Annotated in this window: 12 protein-coding genes; 4 read left to right on the top strand and 8 right to left on the bottom strand. The window is 63.1% G+C overall.

Features of this window, described 5'->3' with window-relative positions; translation table 11 throughout:
- From U5A58_RS24360 to atzF, 5 genes are all read right to left on the bottom strand, one after another.
- Complete coding sequence (locus U5A58_RS24360; RefSeq protein ID WP_321963374.1) at nt 1–693, bottom strand: isochorismatase family cysteine hydrolase; 693 nt, start codon at nt 691–693, stop codon at nt 1–3.
- Nucleotides 694–768: 75 nt separating this feature from the next.
- Nucleotides 769–1,695, bottom strand: coding sequence for an ABC transporter permease (locus U5A58_RS24355; RefSeq protein WP_321963373.1), 927 nt, complete (start codon nt 1,693–1,695; stop codon nt 769–771).
- The gene (locus U5A58_RS24350) at nt 1,688–2,842 is read right to left on the bottom strand and encodes an ABC transporter permease (protein WP_321963372.1); all 1,155 of its coding nucleotides are present in this window, start codon (nt 2,840–2,842) and stop codon (nt 1,688–1,690) included. Before U5A58_RS24350 ends, U5A58_RS24355 begins: the two co-directional genes overlap by 8 nt.
- Nucleotides 2,843–2,872: 30 nt before the next feature.
- On the bottom strand, nt 2,873–3,970 hold the full coding sequence (locus tag U5A58_RS24345; RefSeq protein WP_321963371.1) for a BMP family ABC transporter substrate-binding protein: 1,098 nt from the start codon (nt 3,968–3,970) through the stop codon (nt 2,873–2,875).
- A gap of 46 nt (nt 3,971–4,016) precedes the next feature.
- On the bottom strand, nt 4,017–5,855 hold the full coding sequence (gene atzF, locus U5A58_RS24340; RefSeq protein WP_321963370.1) for an allophanate hydrolase: 1,839 nt from the start codon (nt 5,853–5,855) through the stop codon (nt 4,017–4,019).
- A gap of 790 nt (nt 5,856–6,645) precedes the next feature.
- Between atzF and U5A58_RS24335 the strand changes: the two genes are divergently transcribed.
- Nucleotides 6,646–10,269, top strand: a complete 3,624-nt coding sequence (locus tag U5A58_RS24335; RefSeq protein WP_321963369.1) for an AAA family ATPase — start codon at nt 6,646–6,648, stop codon at nt 10,267–10,269.
- 57 nt (nt 10,270–10,326) lie between these two features.
- A complete protein-coding gene (locus U5A58_RS24330) occupies nt 10,327–10,584 on the top strand; it encodes a DUF4242 domain-containing protein (RefSeq protein ID WP_321963368.1) in 258 nt (85 codons plus the stop codon).
- 197 nt (nt 10,585–10,781) lie between these two features.
- Here the strand turns inward: U5A58_RS24330 and U5A58_RS24325 are convergent, their stop codons facing one another.
- On the bottom strand, nt 10,782–11,084 hold the full coding sequence (locus U5A58_RS24325) for a DUF4148 domain-containing protein (RefSeq protein ID WP_321963367.1): 303 nt from the start codon (nt 11,082–11,084) through the stop codon (nt 10,782–10,784).
- Nucleotides 11,085–11,505: 421 nt separating this feature from the next.
- Between U5A58_RS24325 and U5A58_RS24320 the strand changes: the two genes are divergently transcribed.
- Nucleotides 11,506–13,422, top strand: coding sequence for a kelch repeat-containing protein (locus U5A58_RS24320; RefSeq protein WP_321963366.1), 1,917 nt, complete (start codon nt 11,506–11,508; stop codon nt 13,420–13,422).
- Nucleotides 13,423–13,479: 57 nt separating this feature from the next.
- Here U5A58_RS24320 and U5A58_RS24315 read toward each other — a convergent pair whose 3' ends face one another.
- Nucleotides 13,480–14,226, bottom strand: a complete 747-nt coding sequence (locus U5A58_RS24315) for a VC0807 family protein (protein ID WP_321963365.1) — start codon at nt 14,224–14,226, stop codon at nt 13,480–13,482.
- 133 nt (nt 14,227–14,359) lie between these two features.
- Between U5A58_RS24315 and U5A58_RS24310 the strand changes: the two genes are divergently transcribed.
- Nucleotides 14,360–14,950, top strand: coding sequence for a cytochrome c (locus U5A58_RS24310; protein WP_321963364.1), 591 nt, complete (start codon nt 14,360–14,362; stop codon nt 14,948–14,950).
- A gap of 310 nt (nt 14,951–15,260) precedes the next feature.
- Here the strand turns inward: U5A58_RS24310 and U5A58_RS24305 are convergent, their stop codons facing one another.
- Nucleotides 15,261–20,747: an AAA family ATPase gene (locus tag U5A58_RS24305; RefSeq protein ID WP_321963363.1), complete on the bottom strand. Its 5,487-nt coding sequence runs from the start codon at nt 20,745–20,747 to the stop codon at nt 15,261–15,263.
- Between the last annotated feature and the right edge of the window lie 108 nt (nt 20,748–20,855).

The raw sequence follows: 20,855 nt of genomic DNA, 5'->3' as shown, positions 1-20,855 counted from the left end.
TCAGCGCTCCAGGGCAGCGACGAGCGCCGCCGAATCGGAGACCGTGCCGAACACGCCTCCCTGCATCAGCACCATGTTGAGCGCCGCGTCGTGATTGCGCTTGTCGGTTGCTCCGCAGCAGTCTGCGAGCAGGGTGCATTCGAAGCCGCGGTCATTCGCCTCGCGCATGGTCGTGTGGACGCACACGTCGGTTGTGATGCCGGTGAGCACGAGGTTGGCAATGCCGCGCGTGTGCAGGATCAGCTCCAGGTCCGTCGCGCAGAACGAGCCCTTGCCTGGCTTGTCGATGACGATCTCGCCGGGCAGTGGCGCCAGCTCGTCGATGATCTCCCATCCAGGCTCCCCGCGCACGAGAATGCGCCCGCACGGTCCGATGTCGCCGATGCCCACGCCATTCGTGCCCGCCTGGCGGCTGCGCCAGCGCTTGTTCGCGGGCAGATCGGACAGGTCCGGGCGATGCCCTTCGCGCGTATGGATGATCGTGAAGCCCAGATCGCGCATGAGACCCAACACGCGCTTGATCGGCTCGATCGGAGCGCGGGTGAGCGAGAGGTCGTAGCCCATCTTGTCCACATAACCGCCGTAGCCGCAAAAATCGGTCTGCATGTCGATGATGACGAGCGCCGTGTTGTCCGGGCGCAGGTCGCCGTTGTAAGGCCACGGGTAAGGACGCGCTTCGATGTACTGGGTCATTTTCGTTCTCCGGGCGTGCGCTTTCGGGCGCACGCGATTCTCGATTCGGGTCGGCCGTTCAGGCGGCGTTCACGCTCAGCGCGTGAGGCTCAGTTCGCCCGGCGCACCGGCCAGCGTGCGGTCGGGCCGGCAGTTGACGATCATGAGCGCGAGCGTCAGCACGTAAGGCGCGGCGTTGAAGAGGTAGTAGCCGGTCGTCACGCCGATTGCCTGCAGGGCCGGGCCAAGCGCGCCGGCGGCGCCGAACAGCAGCGCCGCCCAGAGACAGCGCAGCGGCTGCCAGCGCGCGAAGATCACGAGCGCGACGGCCATGAGGCCCTGGCCGCTCGACAGTCCCTCGTTCCAGCTGCCGGGATAGACGAGCGAGAGATACGCGCCGCCCACGCCCGCGAAGAGGCCGCCCACCGCCGTCGCCAGCACGCGCACGCGCGTGACCGGGTAGCCCATGGCGCGGGCGCTCTCGGCGTTCTCGCCCACGAGTCGCAGCGTCATGCCCCAGCGCATCGAGCGCAGGCCCCACTGCAGCGCGACGGCGAGCACGACGCCGATCACGAAGAGCAGGTTGATGTGCAGCGCGTTGTGCACTTGCGGCGAGGCTGCCCACGCGCCGAGATCGATCGACGGAAGCATCGGCGCCTGCGGCTCGATAAACGGCTTGCCGAGATAGAACGCGAGGCCGGTGCCGAACAGCATGAGCGCGATGCCGAATGCAATATCGGACACCCGCGGCAGCGAGCAGACGAGACCGTGGAGGCAGCCAAGCACGAGACCGGCCGCCGCCGCCGCGAGCACGCCGATCCACGGCGAGCCCGAGAGATACGAGCCCGCATACCCGCACATGGCGCCGGAGACGAGAATCCCTTCGAGGCCGAGATTCACGCGTCCGCCTTTCTCGGTCAGGCACTCGCCGAGGCTCACGAACAGATAGGGCGTGCTCACGCGAATGGCGCCCGCGAATAGCGAGAGCAGCAACACCGCGACAGGCGAGTGGAGGCTAGACATGATGAGTACGCTCCAGCGAGACGGAAGAGGCGTCGAGCGCGGCGGCCTGCAGCTTCACGCGCCAGGCGGCGAGGCGAGGCGCGAGCGCCTCCCACGCGAGCAGGTTGGCGAACAGCAGGCCCTGCAGCACGAGCGTGGCGGCGTCGGGCAGATCGAGGCGGCGTTGCAGCAGACTGCCGCTCGCCTCGATGCCGCCGACCATCAGCGCGCACACGATCACGGCGAACGGGTTCTGGCGCGCCGCGAAGGCGACCAGGATGCCTGCGTAGCCGTAGCCGGAAAGCAGCGACGCATTCGCGCTGCCTTGCACGGCCGCGACTTCGAACATCCCGGCAAGTCCTGCCGATGCTCCGCCGAGCGCGCAGGCGGTGAGCGCGAGTCCGCCCACGGGCAAACCAACGAGGCGCGCCGCGCGCACGTTGCCGCCCGTTATGCGCATCGCAAAGCCAAGCGTGCTGTGACGCACGAGCACCCAGGCGGCGAGACACGCGAGCGCGCCCCAGAAGAGCCCCCAGTGAACGTCGAGACCCGGCAGCGAGCCGATGGTCATGGCGTCGGGGATGGGAAGCGTCGACGGCTTGTTGAGGCTCGCGGGATCGCGCAGCGGCCCTTCGACCAGAAACTTGAAAACCGCGATGGCGATATACGACATCAGCAGGCTGCTGATGGTCTCATTGACGCCGCGCCATTGACGCATCGCGCCTACCGCACTGATCCACAAACCGCCCGCGAGCATGCCGGCGATGGCCATCAAGGGCATGGCGATGAACCAGGGCGTCGCGTGCGGCAGGCATGGCGGCACGACGGCCGCCGCGAGCCCGCCGAGCGCGAGCGCGCCTTCGCCGCCGATCACGATCAGGCCGACCTGGGCGGGCAGCGCGACGCACAGGGCAGTCAGCATGAGCGGCGCGGCGCGCAGCAAGGTGTTCTGCCACGCGAACGACGAGCCGAAAGCGCCCTGGACAATGAGGTCAAGGGCCTCGACGGCCGGCTGCCCCTGGACGAGCAGGAACGCGCCGAACAGCACCAGCGTGGCGGCGATCGCGCAGAGCGTCGGCAACGCAGGCAGTACGGCAAGCAACAGACGCGCAATGCCAGCGGGCAGTCTTCGCGGCCGCCCGTGAACCGGCGAAAGGGAAGTGGACATCACAACTCCTGGTGAGGACGCAAGCAATCCTCAGATCTGGCCAACCACACCGGCAACCAGATAGTTCATGCTTTCGAGCGCGATATCGGTCTGGGCGTAACTCGTGCCGGACGCGATGGCGCTACCACCCTTGTTGTCCTTCATCGGCCCCTTGAAGATCACGTAATCGCCCGCGACCATCTTTGCCTTGATTGCATCGGCATTCGTGCGGGTATCCGGGGTCACCTTCGCGCCATACGGCGACATCTTCACGAAGCCTTCACGCAGGCCGCCACGCAGGATATTGGGTTGCGTCTTGCCCGTTTGTGCGTTGGTGACGAGCAGCTTGTAGGGCGTGGCCCAGTCCCATTCGGCACCCGTCAGATAGCCCTTCGGCGCCAGCGCCGCCTGGCTTGCGTGGTAGCCGCAGCTCATCGCGCCACGCTTTTCCGCGGTCTCGATCACGACCTTCGGGCCGTCCACGTGGCACGTGAGGACATCGCAACCTTGATCGACGAGGCTGTTCGCGGCTTCCGCCTCTTTCACCGGCATCGACCAGTCGCCCGTGAAGATCACATGCGTGGTGATCGACGGATCGACCGATTGCGCGCCCAGCGTGAACGAGTTGATGTTGCGCAGGACCTGCGGAATCGGCTTGGCCGCGACGAAGCCGAGCTTCTTCGTTTTGCTCGCATGGCCCGCCACGACGCCGTTCAGGTACTGGCATTCGTCGATGTAGCCAAAATAGCTCGAGATGTTGGCCGGATTGCCGCTCTTCCAGAGGCCGCCGCAGTGTGCAAAGCGAACCTTCGGGTATTTGGCCGCCATCTTCAGCACATGCGGATCGAAATAGCCGAACGAGGTCGCGAAGATCAGCGTGGCGCCGTCCTGCTCGATCATCGCCTCCATCGTCTTTTGCGCGGCGACGGTCTCGGGCACATTCTCTTCCTCGACGACCTTCACGCCCGGCAGCTTCTTGATGACGGCTGCCGCCTGCGCCTGGGCCTGGTTGTAGCCGTAGTCGCCGCGCGAACCCACGTAGATCACGCCGACCGTGAGCGGTTCGGCGCCGAAGGCGAGGTCGAATGGAAAGGCGCTGCCGAGGGCGAGTGCGCCCGCGCCCTTGAGAAAATGACGTCGGTTGGTCATGGCTGGACTCCTCACGAATTGGATTCGTTAAATTTAGGCATGCGTATCAAACGGATTTGTGTACCTCGACCGCGGTGGCGAGCCATGCGCGCCAGCCACCGAATTCGGTGATGTCGCGTGCGCCACTTCCCGGCCCGACAGCCGCAGGCTCGCAGATGAAGCCTTTGACGATCAACCCGTCGGCTGTCTGCACACTGCCGATGCCCAGCGGTGCCGGCACGCGGGCAACAAAGGCGCCGAAGGTGCGCAGCGGCACCTCCCAGAGTTCGATCTCGATGGGCTGGCCCGGCTCGTCCGGCGTACCCACGAGCGCCGGCTTGGCCGGTGTCGTGCCGGCGAGCGCATAGAGGCGGTACTGCGATGTGGTGCGGGTTGTCTGGATGAACCGCGCGCCCGCCTCGAGCAGTTGCCAGCAGAGAGGCTGCCCGCGCAGATGCGCGCCGACGACGGCGAGCGTCACCGTTGGCTCCTCGAAGGGCAGGGGTTTCGCGGCGATGCTGGCGGCGTCTTCGGCCGCGGCGTGAGGCACGAAAATCGCCTGGATTTGTGCAGCGAGTACGGCGAGCCGCTGGTCGGCCCCTGCGGGGGCGATAAGCGTGACGCCTGCCGGCAGGCCATCCGCTCGACGCACACCGGGCACGGCGAGCGCACAAAGGTCGAGCAAATTCACGAAGTTGGTATACACGCCTAGCTGGCTGTTCGCGCCGATCGGGTCCGCGTGCACATCGTCGAAGCTCGGATGGGTGGGCGTGGTCGGCACGATGAGGACATCGATTTCCTCGAACATCGCTTCGACTTCGCGGCGTAACGCGGCGAGTGCGTATTGACCATTGAACGCATCGACGGCGCTATAGCTGTCGGCTTTGGCGATGACCTCGGCGACAACCGGATCGATATCGGCGCGATGCGCCTCGAAGAACGAACCGAGCGCGGCCCGCCGCTCTGCCACCCAGGGGCCGTCGTAGAGGAGAGCCGCGGTGCGCTGCATGGGCTCGAACGGCACGTGTACCGGCGTGAACGCAAGGCGCGTGGCAAGCGTGTCGAGCGTGGCGGCAAAGGCCTGCTGCGCCTGCGTGTCGCCGAAGAATGTCAGCGGCTCCGGCACGGCGAGGCGCAGCGCTGCATGGGGCAAGCCAAGTGACGGCACGCGGCGCGCGTAGTCATCGTGCCCGTCGTACTTGGCCATCTGCAACAGGACTTCCCAGGCGTCGCCGACGTCGTGCGCGAAGATCGATACGCAGTCGAGGCTTCGGCATGCCGGAACCACGCCGCGCTTGCTCACGAGGCCCGGCGTTGGCTTCAGACCCACGAGTTCGTTGAAGCCCGCAGGGACGCGCCCCGAACCCGCGGTGTCCGTGCCGAGTGAGAACGCGACGAGCCCGGCTGCAACCGCGACCGCCGACCCTGAACTCGATCCGCCGGAGACGTATGCATCGGATTCGAACTGGCGCACCCGGCCGTAGGGCGAGCGCGTGCCGACGAGGCCCGTCGCGAACTGGTCGAGGTTCGTCTTGCCGACGAGGATGGCGCCCGCATCGAGCAGGCGGTCGACTGCAAAGGCCGATGCGCGAGGCGTGTAGGCGAAGGCGTCGCAAGCCGCAGTGGTGGGCATGCCGGCGACGTCGATGTTGTCCTTCACGGCGAACGGTACGCCGAAGAGCGGCATCCGCTCGAAGACCGCAGCGCCCTGGCGCGCGTACGCTTCTTCGAGTTCGGCGGCGCGGCGGGCGAGGTCGTCCTCGCTCACACGCGACAACCAGACTTCCGGGCGCCTCGCGGCCGCGATACGGGCGATCAACGTCTCGACGACCTCGCGAGGCGTTGCGCTTTTGCGGGCATAGGACTCGAGCAGGGCGCGGACCCTGAAACGTGCGTCTTTAGACATGAGTTCAATCTTGAATACAAGTTTGAACTCAAGTTAGCAGTAACTGTGCCATCAAGCCGGTTGTAGCCTGAGGGGCTTGCGGGACAAGGGTTTCAGGGGGAAGAGGATGCCGGGGAGCGGGCGTGCACTGAACCGGACTTGATCCGGAATGGGTCGCAAATGTGCCCGCGGTGGTGCATGCATCCCGCACATCGTGCAGGACCTTGCAAAGTCCTTCAAAGGCTGGAGAGGGGGGGGGCTTACTGCACGGCTCTGGCGGTAGCGGCGATAAGCATCGCAGCGCTGGCGACGGGGGGGTGGGTCGGGTGGAGGCTGTGGGTCGGTCTGCGGCCACTACCAGTCGCGCACACTGGATCTCCCTTCAGCCGGAAGGAGATCGTCACGGCAACGCGTCGGCAATGGGCCGGCTGCTGACGGTGACCGGATGGCCGAGTACCCGTAGGTAGTCGGGCAACAATTGGTGGACGCGAACCAGTCAGTTGTTGTGGCAGCATCGTCGCAGGTTCGGGACGGCAAGAGCCGGCCGATTTCGCTCGAACGGAGCTGGCCTCCAATTAAACAATCGACCTTCGCACGGTGATCTACGTACGCAGAAAATAGCAGCGAAGTGGACGCGCGAGGAGACGACACTCGTCAAGTCACGAGGCGACGCAATGTTCGTCGCAACTACTTAATAAGTCCACTCGCACGCGACCGTCCCCGCACCTGCCGCGAAGAGGTGTGAGCCGCATGGACAAGTTGCGCTACCTCGCCGATGATAAGGCTGGATGGGCATTCCAGAGATGCAGCAATGACCGACGATCTGACGACATGGTTAGCGCAGGTTGGCCTTGGCGCGCACGCTGCAAAGTTCAGGTCGCAAGGGATTGACTGGGATGTGCTCGGCGATCTTTCCGAGGCTGACCTGAAGGAACTTGGCCTTACCCTTGGCGACCGGAAGCGGCTCGCAAAAGGACTTGCGGCGCTGACCGAATCCCACGCACATTCGATTGTGCCGGTGGAGGCATGCAGAGCCTTGTCTTCGTCGCCGGCTTCCGAAGCCATCGATGCAGAGAGGCGGCAAATCACGGTGATGTTCGTCGACCTCATCGATTCGACAGCGCTAGCGGAGCGATTCGATCCAGAGGACATGCGACGTCTGCTAGGGGTCTACCATCAAGCTTGTGCGCGCGCGATTGAAGCTCACGAAGGCCATATCGCGCATTATATCGGCGACGGCCTGGACGTCTATTTCGGCTATCCTGATTCGCACGAAGACGATGCCATACGTGCAGTGCTTGCCTCTCTCGCCGCCATCGCCGCGCTTCGTGAGGCCAACGAATTCATCGAGCCGGAGTACGGCGTGCGCCTGCAGGCGCGGATCGGGATCGAGACGGGACTTGTCGTAGTCGGCGCGATTGGCGCTGGATCTTCGCTCGTTCAGCGCTCGATCGTTGGAGAGGCGCCAATCATCGCCGCGAGGCTACAGTCGCTCGCCCCGCCCGATGCGATAGTCGTGGGACCGGCCACCCAGCGCCTGATCGAAGGATCGTTCAAGCTTGAAGACCTTGGATGCCATGAACTGAAGGGGGTCACGGGTCCGGTCCGGGTTCAACGTGTACTCGCGCAAGCGGATACGATCGACCGCTTCGAAATCAGGGCGGCCCAAGGAATCACACCGCTCATCGGCCGGGCCGCGGAACTCGAGATGATCCGGGGTCGCTGGAAACAGAGTGTCGATGGCGAGATGCGCTGCGTGCTGTTGACCGGCGCGCCGGGAATCGGCAAATCTCGCGTGCTGCGGGCGCTCTGCGACGGCATGAGTGAAGATGCCCATACGATCGTTTCGCTTCACTGTTCCGCGTACTATCGCAACAGCCCATTTTGGCCGGTACAACGCTGGCTGCAGCGCACGTTCGGCGTCGGCCTGGACGCTTCGAATGCATCGGATAGGGAGCGACTGGCGGCAGGAATTGCAAGACTCGGGGTCGATGCCGACGAGACGCTTCTTGTTCTTTCAAACTTGCTCTGGATGCCAAAAGGAGATCGCCGTCCGGCCGTTGACACCTCTTCCCCTTCCTTCAAGCGCCGGACGCTCGACGTGCTGGTGGCGATGCTCGAAGCGTCAACGCGCGTTCAGCCGGTACTTGTCGTTGTTGAAGACGCGCACTGGATCGATCCGTCATCCCTGGAGTTTGTTCGGCTTGCGGTTGAACAACTGGTGTCCGCCAGGCTAATGGTACTGGTCACCGCGCGGCCCGAGTTTGAACCGGGATGGACTTACCCTCATCTCGTACAGATCAATCTCGATCGGCTATCGCGCCGCGATTGCGTTGCGATGATCAGGCGACTGACGGGTGGCAAACGGCTTCCGGATCTGGTACTCGATCAGATCGTCTCAAAGACGGACGGTGTGCCGCTTTTCGTCGAGGAACTGACCAAGGCCGTGCTCCAGGGCGATCTGTTGCAGGATGCCGGCGTCAGCTACGAGTTGAAAGGCACGGCGCAGACGATCGCGATTCCGGACACGCTGCAGGGCTCGCTGCTGTCGCGGCTCGACCGGCTGGAGCCAGCAGTCAAGGAAACCGCGCAGATCGCAGCGACAGTGGGACGTGAGTTCGGCAGGAAGCTGCTTGGGTTGATTGCGTCGCGGCCGGAGGATGAACTTCAGCAAAAGCTCAATTGCCTGATCGCGGCCGAAATCATTATTCCAGCTTCAGGGAAACTCACTGGCGGGGACGCCTATTTATTCCGGCACGCATTGATCCAGGAGATTGCATATCAATCCCTGCTGCTTGCGCACCGTCGCCACTACCATGCGCTAATCGCCGCCGCTCTTGAAGAACATTATCCGGACGTCGTCGAGCGGCAACCCGAACTGATCGCTCAAAACTTCGCTGCAGCCGATCTGCCGGATCGCGCGATCGGCTATTGGCAGCAGGCCGGGCAGCGGGCACTTGCGGGTGCCGCCTACGACGAGGCGATCGCCCATGTGCGGCGCGGTCTTGAGCTGGTCAACCGCTGCTCCTGCAGCGAGCCGACTCGGTCCAGCCACTTGCTGACGCTGCTGCTGACAAGAGGCAGAGCAGAGCTCAGACTGGCGCAGCGCGAGGCGATCGCGACCTTCCGCGAGGCGGCCTGCATTGCCCGCGAACGGAAGCTGACGTCGCATCTCGTGCAGGCAGCGTTGGAGTTTGACACCGCCGAGACGTTCCTCGAAGGCTCCGGAGATGAATCGATTGCTCTGCTGGAGGAGGCGCTGACCCTGATCGGCACCGAGGAGTCGGTCGAACGTTGCCGCCTGTTGAGTCGCCTTGTTCGCACAGTTCATATGACCGGTGCACGCGAACAACGTAGTGAATTTTCCCTGGAGGTCGTCGATCTCGCCAGACGCCTGAACGATCTGCCGAGCCTGTTCGACGCATTGGCGTGCGAATTGATGCATGTCGGGGCTCTCCCGTTGCCTGCTAACCGGTTTGCGCAGCGAGAAAGCGTGTTGCTTGAGCTCAGGCAGATTGCGGAAGATCTCGGCGATGCCCATACCATCGGTCATGCGTGCGCCAGATGTCTTGCCGGCTATCTGGAGATCGGCGAGGTGGACAGTTTTGAGAGCGCGCTGGAACGGTATCGGGAGATTGCCGCCAGCGGACAGCACTTCGTCGACAAGTGGTGCGTTACGGGGGCCCAGGCAATGCGGGCCATACTCGTTGGCGACTTCGCCGAAGCGGAGCGCAAGGCGCGCGACTCGTTGCAGATGGCGCAGAACGCTGACGCGAATCTCGCAACGGGCGTCTATGGCATGCAGATGTTTACGGTCCGCCGCGAACAGGGCCGGCTCGCTGAGGTAGCGCCGATCTTCAAGCGGTTTGTCGATGAGCATTCCGAGGACACTACGTGGCGGCCAGGATTCATGTTGATTTGCAACGATCTTGGCTTCGAAGCGCAGGCCCGTGACAATCTCGAACGGATCGCGGAATCGGAATCCGGTATCCCCGTGGACAGCAAGCGGCTTGTTACGTTGACCTATCTAGCTGAAGTTGCCGCGCGCCTGCGGGACGTCGAACGTGCCGAACGGATTTATGCCCTTCTCCTGCCATTCCGCGATCAGGTCGTCACGGTTCCAGTCTTTACGCTTTGCTGCGGATCTGCGGCACGGTTTCTTGGCGTACTGGCCCATGCTCTCGGCGATTGGTCTGCTGCCGAACAGCATTTCGAATACGCGCTGCACATGGATGAGCGCTTGCGCGCGTGGCCCTGGCTGGCGCATGGCCGGCATGAATACGCGCTCATGCTGGCGGCGCGCAATGGCAGCGAAGATAGAGCACGAGCGCAAAATCTGCTGTCGATGGCCGCAGCCGCAGCCAAAAAACTCAAGATGTTCGCGCTCGTGGAGCGCATCGGCACCGCGCAGACAGAAGCTTGGCCCAGAAGATAGCACAGGCTGGCGCACCGTTTGACGCGCAATGGTCCGCCGCTACTCAAGGAGAATCACATGCCGCGCTTTATGATTGAACGCAATTTTGCGGAACAACTCGAGGTCACGGGCGAAAGTGCCGCAATTGTGAAAAGAATCAACGACGAGGAGGGCGTCGAGTGGCTTTTTTCGTTTCTCAGCGCCGACAAGAAGAAGACTTATTGCCTGTATGAGGCGCCCAACGCCGACGCCATCCGCGCCGCCGCACGTCGGGCAAATCTGCCGGCCGATGTGATCATCGAGGTCAGCGACTTGCGGCCGGAAATGTTTACTTAGAAGGTGGGGGCACGGATGCAATGTCTGATGGCTGTCTATGCAACGACAGCATTGCCGCCAACGAAAGCTCCAGCGGCGGCAATCCGCAAGTGGCGACCGACATTCGGCCGCCATCGCGGCGCACAGTACGACCTCCCACGCCGTCCCAACTACAGACGGCATGCTCCACATCGCCCAGATCAATCAGACGAAAACGCTTACGACCCGCCAAAGAAAACCGGCTTCATCCCACTCGGGCTGGCCGGACGTCCCGTCTGGGACGACCCGTTCGTTGCAGGGCCATAGCCGCTGCTCTGGCCCGCAGCACTGGTCTCGTTGGCCTGCATACTGGCAGGAAAGTCGACGGTATTCGCATTCGCCGGATTGAAGCCGGCTTGTTGTAGCTGAGCGATTTCTGCTTGCACTTGCGAGCGCGTCAGCGCTCCGTCTGACTGCGCCGACGATGCAATTGGCATCGCAATAACGGCGACCGCGCAAACTGTGTGGACTAGCGGCTTCATGATTGCCCACCTCCAGGTGAGTGACTCCAGTTGATTCGGGCCGCAAACGGCCCGGACTTTCGTTCGACGTTTGCCGCACTTTATAGCGCTCAAACGTTGACGTTGTCGTTCATTTCAATCGTATGCGCGAGTGATCGTTTTGGCCTCCATCATTTGATGGAGGCTGTCCAACGTGAAAACGAGAAGCTGCTGTCTACGCGTTCTATCGTGATGAAGTAGCTCGATAAGCCAGACTAACCCAGACGATCAATTTCGGATAACTAACCCACGGTGGCGTAAGCCAGCTCTGGACGCGAATGTCATGCTTATAGGGGAGTCACTGGGCACGTTTCCTAACCAGGTCATGCCGTGCTCGCCACTATTTTGTGGCTGATTTTCGCCACACGACCTAAGCTGATAAAACCGAGCGAGGGTCGAATCCATGCATATCAAGCAAAACGTGACCTGCGCGCTGCTGCTTGCCGCGACGCTGGCTGCAGGTTGCAGCGGTGGTGGTGGAGGCGGCAACACCACGCCCGTGTCGGCGCCGGCTGGATTGACCGAACGCGATGTTGCAGTGGTCTACTCGCAGGGCGCTGAAATTGTTCCCGATACGCTCAGCATCAGCGGTGGCCCCATTACACAGTGCAGCATATCGCCGCCTTTGCCTGCGGGGCTATCGCTCGATCCTCAGACCTGCGCGATCAGCGGCACGCCAAATGGCGTTTCTCCCGACACCATTTACACGATCAACGCCAGCAATGCGGCAGGAAGCGAGTCTATCAAGGTCGAGATCGAGGTCAAGGCCGAAGTGGTTCCTCCGGAAAGCCTGAGCTACCTGAACGCCGCAGTGATCTATACGACCAACGCGGCAATCATTCCCAACACGCCGATCGCCACAGGCGGAGAAATTACCCTGTACAGCATCTCGCCGGCGCTGCCTGCGGGGCTTCAGTTCGATCCGCAAACAGGCGTCATTTCCGGCACACCGCTGGCAGTCAGCCCGCCGGCCGTCTACACGGTGACCGGCAGCAACAGTGCCGATTTTGTCGAGACCCAACTCACGATCGAGGTGCACGCTGCCACTCAGCCGCCGGCAAGCCTCAGCTATTGGGATCTCGCTCCCATCTACGTCGTGGGCCATCCGATCTCGTACGACGAGCCGCAGTCCACCGGCGATGAAATCACCTCCTTCTCGGTCTCGCCCGCGTTGCCCGCCGGATTGAGCCTGAATCCGCAGACGGGCGCGATCAGCGGGACGCCGACCACGGCGCAGCCGCCGACGACCTATACGTTTACCGGCAGCAACAGTGCTGGCAGCGTCACGGTGCAGATCGTCATCGGCATCGACGAACCGGCGACCGGAGCGTGGACACCGGCTGGTTCCATGAGTCAGGGGCGGTTCCGGCACACGGCCACGCTCCTGTCCAATGGCCAGGTCCTCGTCGCTGGGGGGCAAAGAAAACAGGTCACGGCCTCCACCGAACTGTACGATCCGGTTGCGAACACCTGGACATTGACTGGCGGCCTGAGCCAGGCGCGGCAATCCCACTCGGCGACACTGCTCCCCAACGGCCACGTGCTCGTGGCGGGTGGATTCAAAACGGGCGTTGGCAGTGAACAGTCGTCGGCGGAGTTGTACGACCCGGCTTCCGGTAGCTGGTCGTCCACCGGCAGCATGAGCGATGCGCGTGACGCTCACACGGCCACGCTGTTACCCAACGGCCTCGTGCTCGTTGCGGGCGGCGAGGGAAAGTCGGGAACGCTGTCGTCGGCTGAGTTGTACAACCCGGCAACGGGAACCTGGTCGCCAACAGGCAGCATGGCGCAAGCGCGCTTCTCCCATACTGCGACGCTGCTGGGCAACGGTCTCGTTCTCGTCGTGGGCGGGGCGACGGATTCAGGCGTCCTGGCTTCTGCGGAACTCTACAACCCGTCAACGGGCACCTGGTCACCCACGGGTAGCATGAGTCAGGTGCGCACCAACTTCGCCACGGCGTTGCTGCCTGACGGTACGGTGCTGGCCATAGGCGGAACGGACGGAAACGTCGAACTGTCGTCGGTCGAACGGTACGTCCCCGCTGGCACATGGACACCGACTGGCAGCCTGATCCATGCGCGCGACTTCCTGAGCGCCACGTTGCTGCCCAACGGCCGCGTGCTTGCGGCCGCCGGACTGGCCGGGAGCGACCTCTACTCGGACGAGCTCTACGATCCCGCCACGGGCACCTGGACGCCGACCGCAAGCCTGAGCTGGGCGCGCGAGCAGCACACGGCAACGCTGCTAGCCAACGGTAGCGTGCTCATAACCGGGGGACTCGGTCGCGGAATTCTGGCTCACGCCGAACTGTTCCATTGATACGCGAATGCAGATCGCGACCGCCATTTCATGCGCGCTGTCTGTCTCAAGCCGGGATCATTTCTCAAACTGGGCATGCGGTTGCTGATTCCTGATGTAGGCGCGTCGGTAGAGAATCGACCAGACCGTCAGCCCGGCATAAGCGCCATATCTGACCAAAGTCGAGAGCCGATCCACGTCGTGCCCGGCAACGTGCCCGACGATATAGACCCGAATCACGTTCTCAGCGACGAGGCCGATTCCCCAAACGGCCGTCATGAGCCGGATCGATCTCACGAGTGCCGGGCGCGATTGCCACATCTCGTCGAATTCCCGTTCGCGTCCCTCGCGCTCTCGCGCCAGCGTCGATCTCGCGAGATAGAACACGAGTGGACGCTTGACCGGCAACGAGAGGAGAAAAAGCACGCCAATGAAACCGCCTACCAGGGGTTCACGTGCTTCGCGCAACCATCGACCAGCAGGCGACGTTAGCAAGGCGAGCGACAGCGCCAGGCTCGCGAGGACGATTGCGCTCAAGGCATCGAAGTGCCGAAAACGCGCGAAATCGAAAGTGATCCAGGCCAGCAACGGTATGCTCGACGCCATCAGCGCGCCGGGTATCCCCCAGTGGGGAAGCGCCATCCGGTAAGCCAATGCAGGCAATGCCACATTGACAACGAATGCCAGAACGTACCGGGCAGAGGGGATCATCTCGAGCGCATGGACTTTGGCGAGGGCCGATACCGGCGCGAAGTGAACGTCCGAATCTCCGATGCACCTTACCACCGACTGGTCGTTTCTGGCCGCACGGCGTGGGTCGTTCAAGGTGCGGGGCGAGGGCGCTCAGGTCGGGTTGCGGGCCGACCCAAGATGACAAATCGGTAATCCACGCGTCACTTTTCGGCAAGCAGGGCCATGGAGAATTGAAGCTCCACAAACGCTGCGCGATACAAACATCATGATGTTTCTTCGTACCAGAATGGCGACCGTTGTCGCTACCGTTGTGGCGCTCTTCGTCGTGCTCGGCGCCGCAGGTTTGGCCTTCATGTACTCCGGGGTGTATGACGTCTCGGCAAGCTCCAAAGACAATCCGATCGTCGCGAAGCTGCTGCACGGAACTTACGAGGCCTCGTTGCATAGGCATGCCGGGTCCGATGTCGCGCCTGGCGACTTGCTTTCATTTGAAAACATTCGTTCAGGTGCGCGAATGTATGACGCAAGCTGTGCCCTCTGCCATGGTGCACCTGACCGGCCACTGAGCGCCGTTGGGCAGGGTATTCAGCCCGCCGCGCCCTCGCTGTTGTCAGCGAGCCGCCGGAATAAGCCCGCGCTGATGTTCTGGACGATCAAACATGGCGTGAATATGACGGCCATGCCGTCGTTTGGGAAGACGCAATCGGACGACGCGATCTGGCAAGTCGCGGCCTTTATTTACGCCGAACGCGGAATTTCGAAGGATAAGTACGACCTGCTCGTACACGGGAACGCCCAGACTGACAGCACGGCCGCATCTCTGAAGCGCCCCATGCCCGCGCCTGATCAAAACTGACGAAGCTGTCCGGATGTGCACACCCGCCTGGCTGAATGTCTTTCCTGGGTCAATTCCATGTTGCGCGTTGTCGTGGCTCTCCAGTTCGCAGTGCAGTTGGCCGCCTGTTCAACGGCCCCGTCAACCCACTTGGCGGCGGTTGATGTCGTCGATTACGCGGGCCAGGTATGTGGCGATCAAAGCGGTCACGTAAAAATGCCTGTATGCCTTTTTCCTCGAGCGATCGCGCAAATGCCCGGGCAACGCTCACAATCCGGGCTCCTAAGCGCTCGTTGACGCCGCCTTTTGGTTGCAACCGCTACCGTCGCGATCAAACGGCGGAATGCCGCGGTACCGTAAATTGAACGGCTGCGCCGCGCGGCGAGCAGTCGCTCGCCCACAGGCGTCCGCCATGTGCGTCGATGATCGAGCGGCAAATTGAAAGCCCCATGCCGAGCCCGGTCTCCTTCGTGGTATAGAACGCGTTGAACGCGTTCTCGGCATTCGGGCCAAAGCCTGGGCCCGAGTCGCGCACCGTCACGATCACGCAGGCACCCTCGGCCTCGCCGGTGCTGATGTGCACGTTCCGCACGCCATCGAGGCTGCTCATCGCCTCGAGCGCATTGATGATCAGGTTCAGCAGCACCTGCTGCAGTTCCACACGGTCGCCTTCGATAACCGGCAAATCTTCCGCGAGTTGCAACGTGAGCTGGGTGCCGCTCTTTCGTGCTTCTCCCTGGACCAGTTCGGCGATCTCGCGAATCGCCTCGTTGAGGTTGACGGGTTCCTTTTTGCGTGGCGCTTTTCTGATCAGTTGCCGCAGTCGCCAGAGCACGTCCCCGGCACGGTTGGCGTCCCTGACAATCCCGCCTAGCGCAAGGCCGGCCTCGGTGAGGTTGGCAGGCTCGCGGTTCAGCCATCGCAGTGCAGCCTCGGCATAGCTCACCGTCGCGGCAATGGGCTGACTGACTTCGTGAGCGATCGAGGCCGCGAGTTGCCCCATGGTCGCGACTCGGTTCGCATGGGCGAGTTCGGCCTGGATCTCGCGATAGCGTTCTTCGCTCTCGCGGATTCTCATTTCCGCCTGCTTCTGCCCGGTCAGATCGAGCACGTAAGCCACGCCCTGGTTCGGCTGTTCTTCGAATGCCGCGCCGGCGATGAGGACGGGTACGCGGCTGCCGTCTTTCCTGAAGAACTCCTTTTCGCAGGGTTGCAGCGCGCCGGTCGCCTCAAGCTCTTCCAACTCGCGTGGGACGCGCGCTTGCCATTCGGGAGGCGTCATGTCGTACCATCGGAGCCCGGCCTCCAGATCCTCACGCTCGTACTGGCACATGTGGAGAAATGAATCGTTGGCGTCGATCAGTCGTCCGTCGAGGCCCCAGATGAAAATTCCAATGAGATTGGCGTCGACGAGGCGGCGGATTTTGGCTTCGCGTTGCGCAACGTCGCGATACAAACGGGCATTCTCGAGCGAAATCGCAGCCTGCGAGGCCACCAGTTTCAGCACGGCGATCCGGGCGGGGCTGAACACACGGGCAGTGAGATGGTTCTCGAGGTAGAGCGCGCCCATGAGCTTGGCGCCGTTCATCAGCGGCAGGCACAGAATAGAGCGTGCGCGATGTTCGCGCACGTAGGGATCGGCATCGGCCTTGGGATCGGTTGCGGCGTCGTCCAGAAAGAGGTTCTCGCGCGTACGCAGGACATGGTTGAGGATCGATTCCGGCAACAACGCTGCAGTGGCCGGTTCGTCGGACAGTTGCACGCGCACCCCGTCGCCGGCAATAGTGGCCTGCGCTGCAACGCGGTGATCGTCCCCGTCGGAAAGGATCAGCAGACCTCGCTGCGCGCCCGCCTGTTCGATGGCCGTGCGCATGACCATCTCGATCAGCCTTTCAAGGTGGATCTCGCCTGAAGCCGCCTGCAAGACCTTGATCACGGTCGCCAGCTCGAGGTGCTCGATTGGCGCGGCTATCGTATTTGTCGGTCCGGGCACGGGCTCTTCGGTCCGCAGGTACCGATACTTTTCCTCGAGCTGCCGCACCTTTGCGTTGGCGCCCCAGCGCAGATAGCCATAGTGCGCGTCCTGCATGTACACGCGCGCAATCTTCTGAAGGCCGCGGGCTGCATAAAAGCGCGCAGCGAGTTCGTTGGCCGTTGCTTCAACGTGCGTGAAGCCGCTTTCTTTTGCGGTTTCGATAGCCTGCTCGTAGAGCATCTCGGCGTCGACTACGCGGTTCTCGATACGGGCGATTTCGGCACCGACCAGCGCGGCATGGCTTGCGAAGTTCTCCGCGCACAGATTCGCCCAGATGCGAAGCTGGTCGTGACGGGAACTCAGTGCTTCCAGGTGCTGCGGTAGTTCGCCAGACGGGATGGCGTCGCAACGGGCAGCCTGCGCCAGCGCGGCATAGAGGTAGTATTCGGCCGCCTCGTTGTAGACGTACGCGGTGGTCCAGATGAGACCTTGTGCGTTCGACGCAGCCGCCATGGCTTCCTCATACTCGCCAGCTAGATAGCACTCCTGCAGTTTCCGGAGCCAGTACCATCTTGTGTTTTCAACAGGGGACTGGGGCAGGCCGGGGTCAGCGTGCAGCTGGTCAGACTGCGCGTCGTCAAGGTTGCCTGACACGGGCGTCAAGCCCCGGAGGGTCCGGATCAACGCGAGTTTTTCTTCGATAAAGTCGACGGTGATGCCGAACTGCAGCTTCTTCGCGTGCGCAAGGCAGGACTCGACCTCGCGTTGTACGTCGGGCAGCGGGTCGCCGATGAGAAGCAGTGTCTGGACGAGGTGGGCGTACGCGACGGCGCCATAGGTCAGGTCGCCGGTCCGGTGCGCCGTGTCGAACACGCAGCGCAGCTGGTCAATGCATGCCCGCACGGGTTCCACCCAGCGGGCCACATACAGGGAGTAGCACAGATACGTGCGCGTTTCATACCGTTCGAGGCCGCGCTCCTCCACGAGTTTGCAGGCGAGCCGGCCGAATTGAAAGCCGACTTTGTAGTCGCCGAAAAGCAGGACGGAAAATCTGGGCAAACGCGCGTAGGCCACGCACGAGGCATCGGCGTTGCCATGCTCGAGGCTGAGATTGATTGCCTTGCACAGCGTCAGGCAGGCGAGGTTCGCATCGGTGTCGATGGCAGGCAGAACGAGGGTGGTCAGCACCTCGATGGTTGCCAGGGCGGCCACGTCGTTCATTGGCGGCAGATCGATGAGTGCTTCGATGCTCCGGTCGCCGAGCAGTGAAGTGATGCGCTCGTATTCGCTGCGCGTGGTCATCTCATCCGGATGAGGCGACCACGCGATGCCTGCGTGACGAAGGAAGGCGAGGCCAACAGCGATCGCGGTGTCAGTCTGGCGAAGGAGCACGTAGATTTCCATCTGCCTGCATGCAACCTGGGCGCGTTCGGGCGGGGTCGAGGCACGCCTTGCCAGGGCCGCGAGTTGCGCTTCGGCGGTCAGCAGCTGTCCCGTGAGGATTTCGCATTCGGCCCGGTTCAACGCTAGCGTGAAGAGCAGGTCATGGCGACGCTGCCAGCAATCGTCGCTCAGTAGCGCCGCGCCGGTGCTGAAATAGGCGAGCGCCGAGGTGTAGGCCGTCGCCGCCCTGGCGCGCTGGCCGGCGAGCAGGTTGAGTTCGGCCAGTTGCTCGCGTTCGTCCTGGTCGCCGATGAGCACGGCCCCGCGATTGAGTTGCCCCACGATCTCGAAGATCGCCTCCTCGCGCTTGTCGTCCGGCGTCTGCGCGATGAGCAGCCGGCCGATGCGCAGATGGGCGTCGGCGCGCGATGCCTCCGGGATCAGCGAATAGGCGGCCTGATGGACCCGGTCATGAACGAAGGCGTAAGCGCCTTCGAGCCGCACGGCCAGTTCCTGGCGAACCGCCTCCCACAACACGGCATGAACCTGCGTCTCCTGCATGCCGAGCACAGCCGAGAGGGTGGCGATGTCCGCGACGTTCCCGAGGCAGGCAAGCTGCTGCAGCGCGTGCTGCGTTGCGCACGGCAGGCGGGTCAGCTTGCCGGCCATCAGGTCCACGATGTTGTCGGTGTAACCCTTCGCGTGGATGCGCTCGGTATCCCAGCGCCACTGCCGCGCATCAGGGTCGAACGTCAATAGGTCGCCTTCGGCCAGCGCATGCAGGAACTGGATGACGAAGAACGGATTGCCGCCGGTCTTGTCACGCACGAGGTGCGCCAGAGGCTCGATCGATTCGGGCGCACAGTGGAGCGCATCGGCGATCAGACGCCCGATGTGTGCACGGTTGAGCGGCGCGAGCCGGATTTCCGCTATCTTCGCGCCCGCGTTCCGGACGGCCTGAAGCCTGAGCGTCAGCGCATGGGTGGCATCCACCTCGTTGTCGCGGTAGGCGCCAATGACCATCAGGTAGCGCAGGTCCGGCTGGCACAGCAGATCCGCGAGCAGGTCCAGTGTCGCTGCATCGAGCCACTGCAGGTCGTCGAGAAAAAGCGCCAATGGATGATCGGCCTGGGCGAATACGCCGATGAAGCGCCGGAACACCTGCAGGAAGCGCTGTTTCGCCTGCTGTGGTTCAAGTTTCGGAACGGGGGGCGGCTCGCCGATGATGAGCTTCAGATCAGGGATCAGGTCGCTCACGAGGGCCGCATTCTGCGCCAGCGCCTCGAGCAATGCGGTGCGCCAGCGGGTCAGCTCCGCTTCGGACTTGCCCAGAAGCATGCGCACCAGCCCCTGGAACGCCTGAACAAGCGTGGCGTAGGGGATATCGCGCTTGTACTGGTCGAACTTGCCGGACGCAAACAATCCACGTGGCGGCACGAGTATCTTGTGCAGCTCGTTGACCACCGACGATTTGCCGATGCCCGAATAACCGGAAACGAGCACCAGTTCCGGCGCGCCGTTCTCGAGAATACGGGCGAACGTGGTGACGAGGGAATCGACTTCGCGCTCGCGCCCGTAAAGCCGCTCGGGAATCATGAGCCGGCCGGGGGCACCGTGTTCGTCCAGCGCGAAGTCGTCGATGTGACCGTGACGCTGCCAGTGGGCGAGGCAACGCCGCAGATCGTGCTCGACACCGGCGGCACTCTGGTAGCGCTCCTCGGCGGTCTTCGCGAGCAGCTTCATGACGATGCGCGAGATGGCCGTGGGGACGGCATCCACGCGTGTGTGCGGCGGCAACGGCGTTCTTGCGATATGGCAGTGCACCCATTCCATGGCGTCGCTGGCGGCAAACGGCAGGGCGCCCGTGAGCATCTGGTAGAACGTGACACCGAGCGAATACAGATCGCTGCGCGAATCGGCCGAGCGATTCATCCGGCCAGTCTGCTCGGGCGCCATGTAGGCGAGCGTTCCGGCGATGGTTTCGGGGGGCTCCGGTGCGTGCCGCTCGCGTGACAGGCGCGAGGCCAGGCCAAATCCGGCGAGCCGTGGCCGCCCATCGGCGCAATGCACGAAGATGTGCGCGGGCTTGAGGTCCTTGTGGACGAGGCCCCGCTGATGCAGCTTGCCGAGCGCGGCGGCAATGCCAATGGCGAGTTCGAGGAAATACCCGGTCTCGAGCGGCGCGCCAAGCAGCCTTGCGAGCGGCTCGCCGCCGGGGTCGTCGAACGACAACAAGGCCTGACCGCCTTCGCGCACCAGTCTTTGCGGGCGCACTGCCCATTCGCCATCAAGCTCGTCTCTGAGCCCGAACTCGCGGGCAAGACGCTCGAGACTGGCGGGCGAGGGCTGCTCTGCGGCGAGCCGCGCATGCAATACATCCTGGCCAGCTAACGTCGTGGACGGTTCCCTCCAGAAGATACGTTCCCCGTCGTCCCACAGAATATTTGCCTTTTTATCCATCGACGCTGCAATGCGATTATCTATTACGGATAGCATACACATTCTTCGTCGTGGCGCAATTCGCGATACAAATGGCTGCGCGCGCAACGTATTACGTCATGGTGTGCA

The sequence above is a fragment of the Paraburkholderia sp. J7 genome, from assembly GCF_905220155.1.
Lineage (GTDB): Bacteria > Pseudomonadota > Gammaproteobacteria > Burkholderiales > Burkholderiaceae > Paraburkholderia.
Note: the sequence above shows the minus strand (reverse complement) of the source record. Positions and strands in the feature narration are given on the sequence as shown.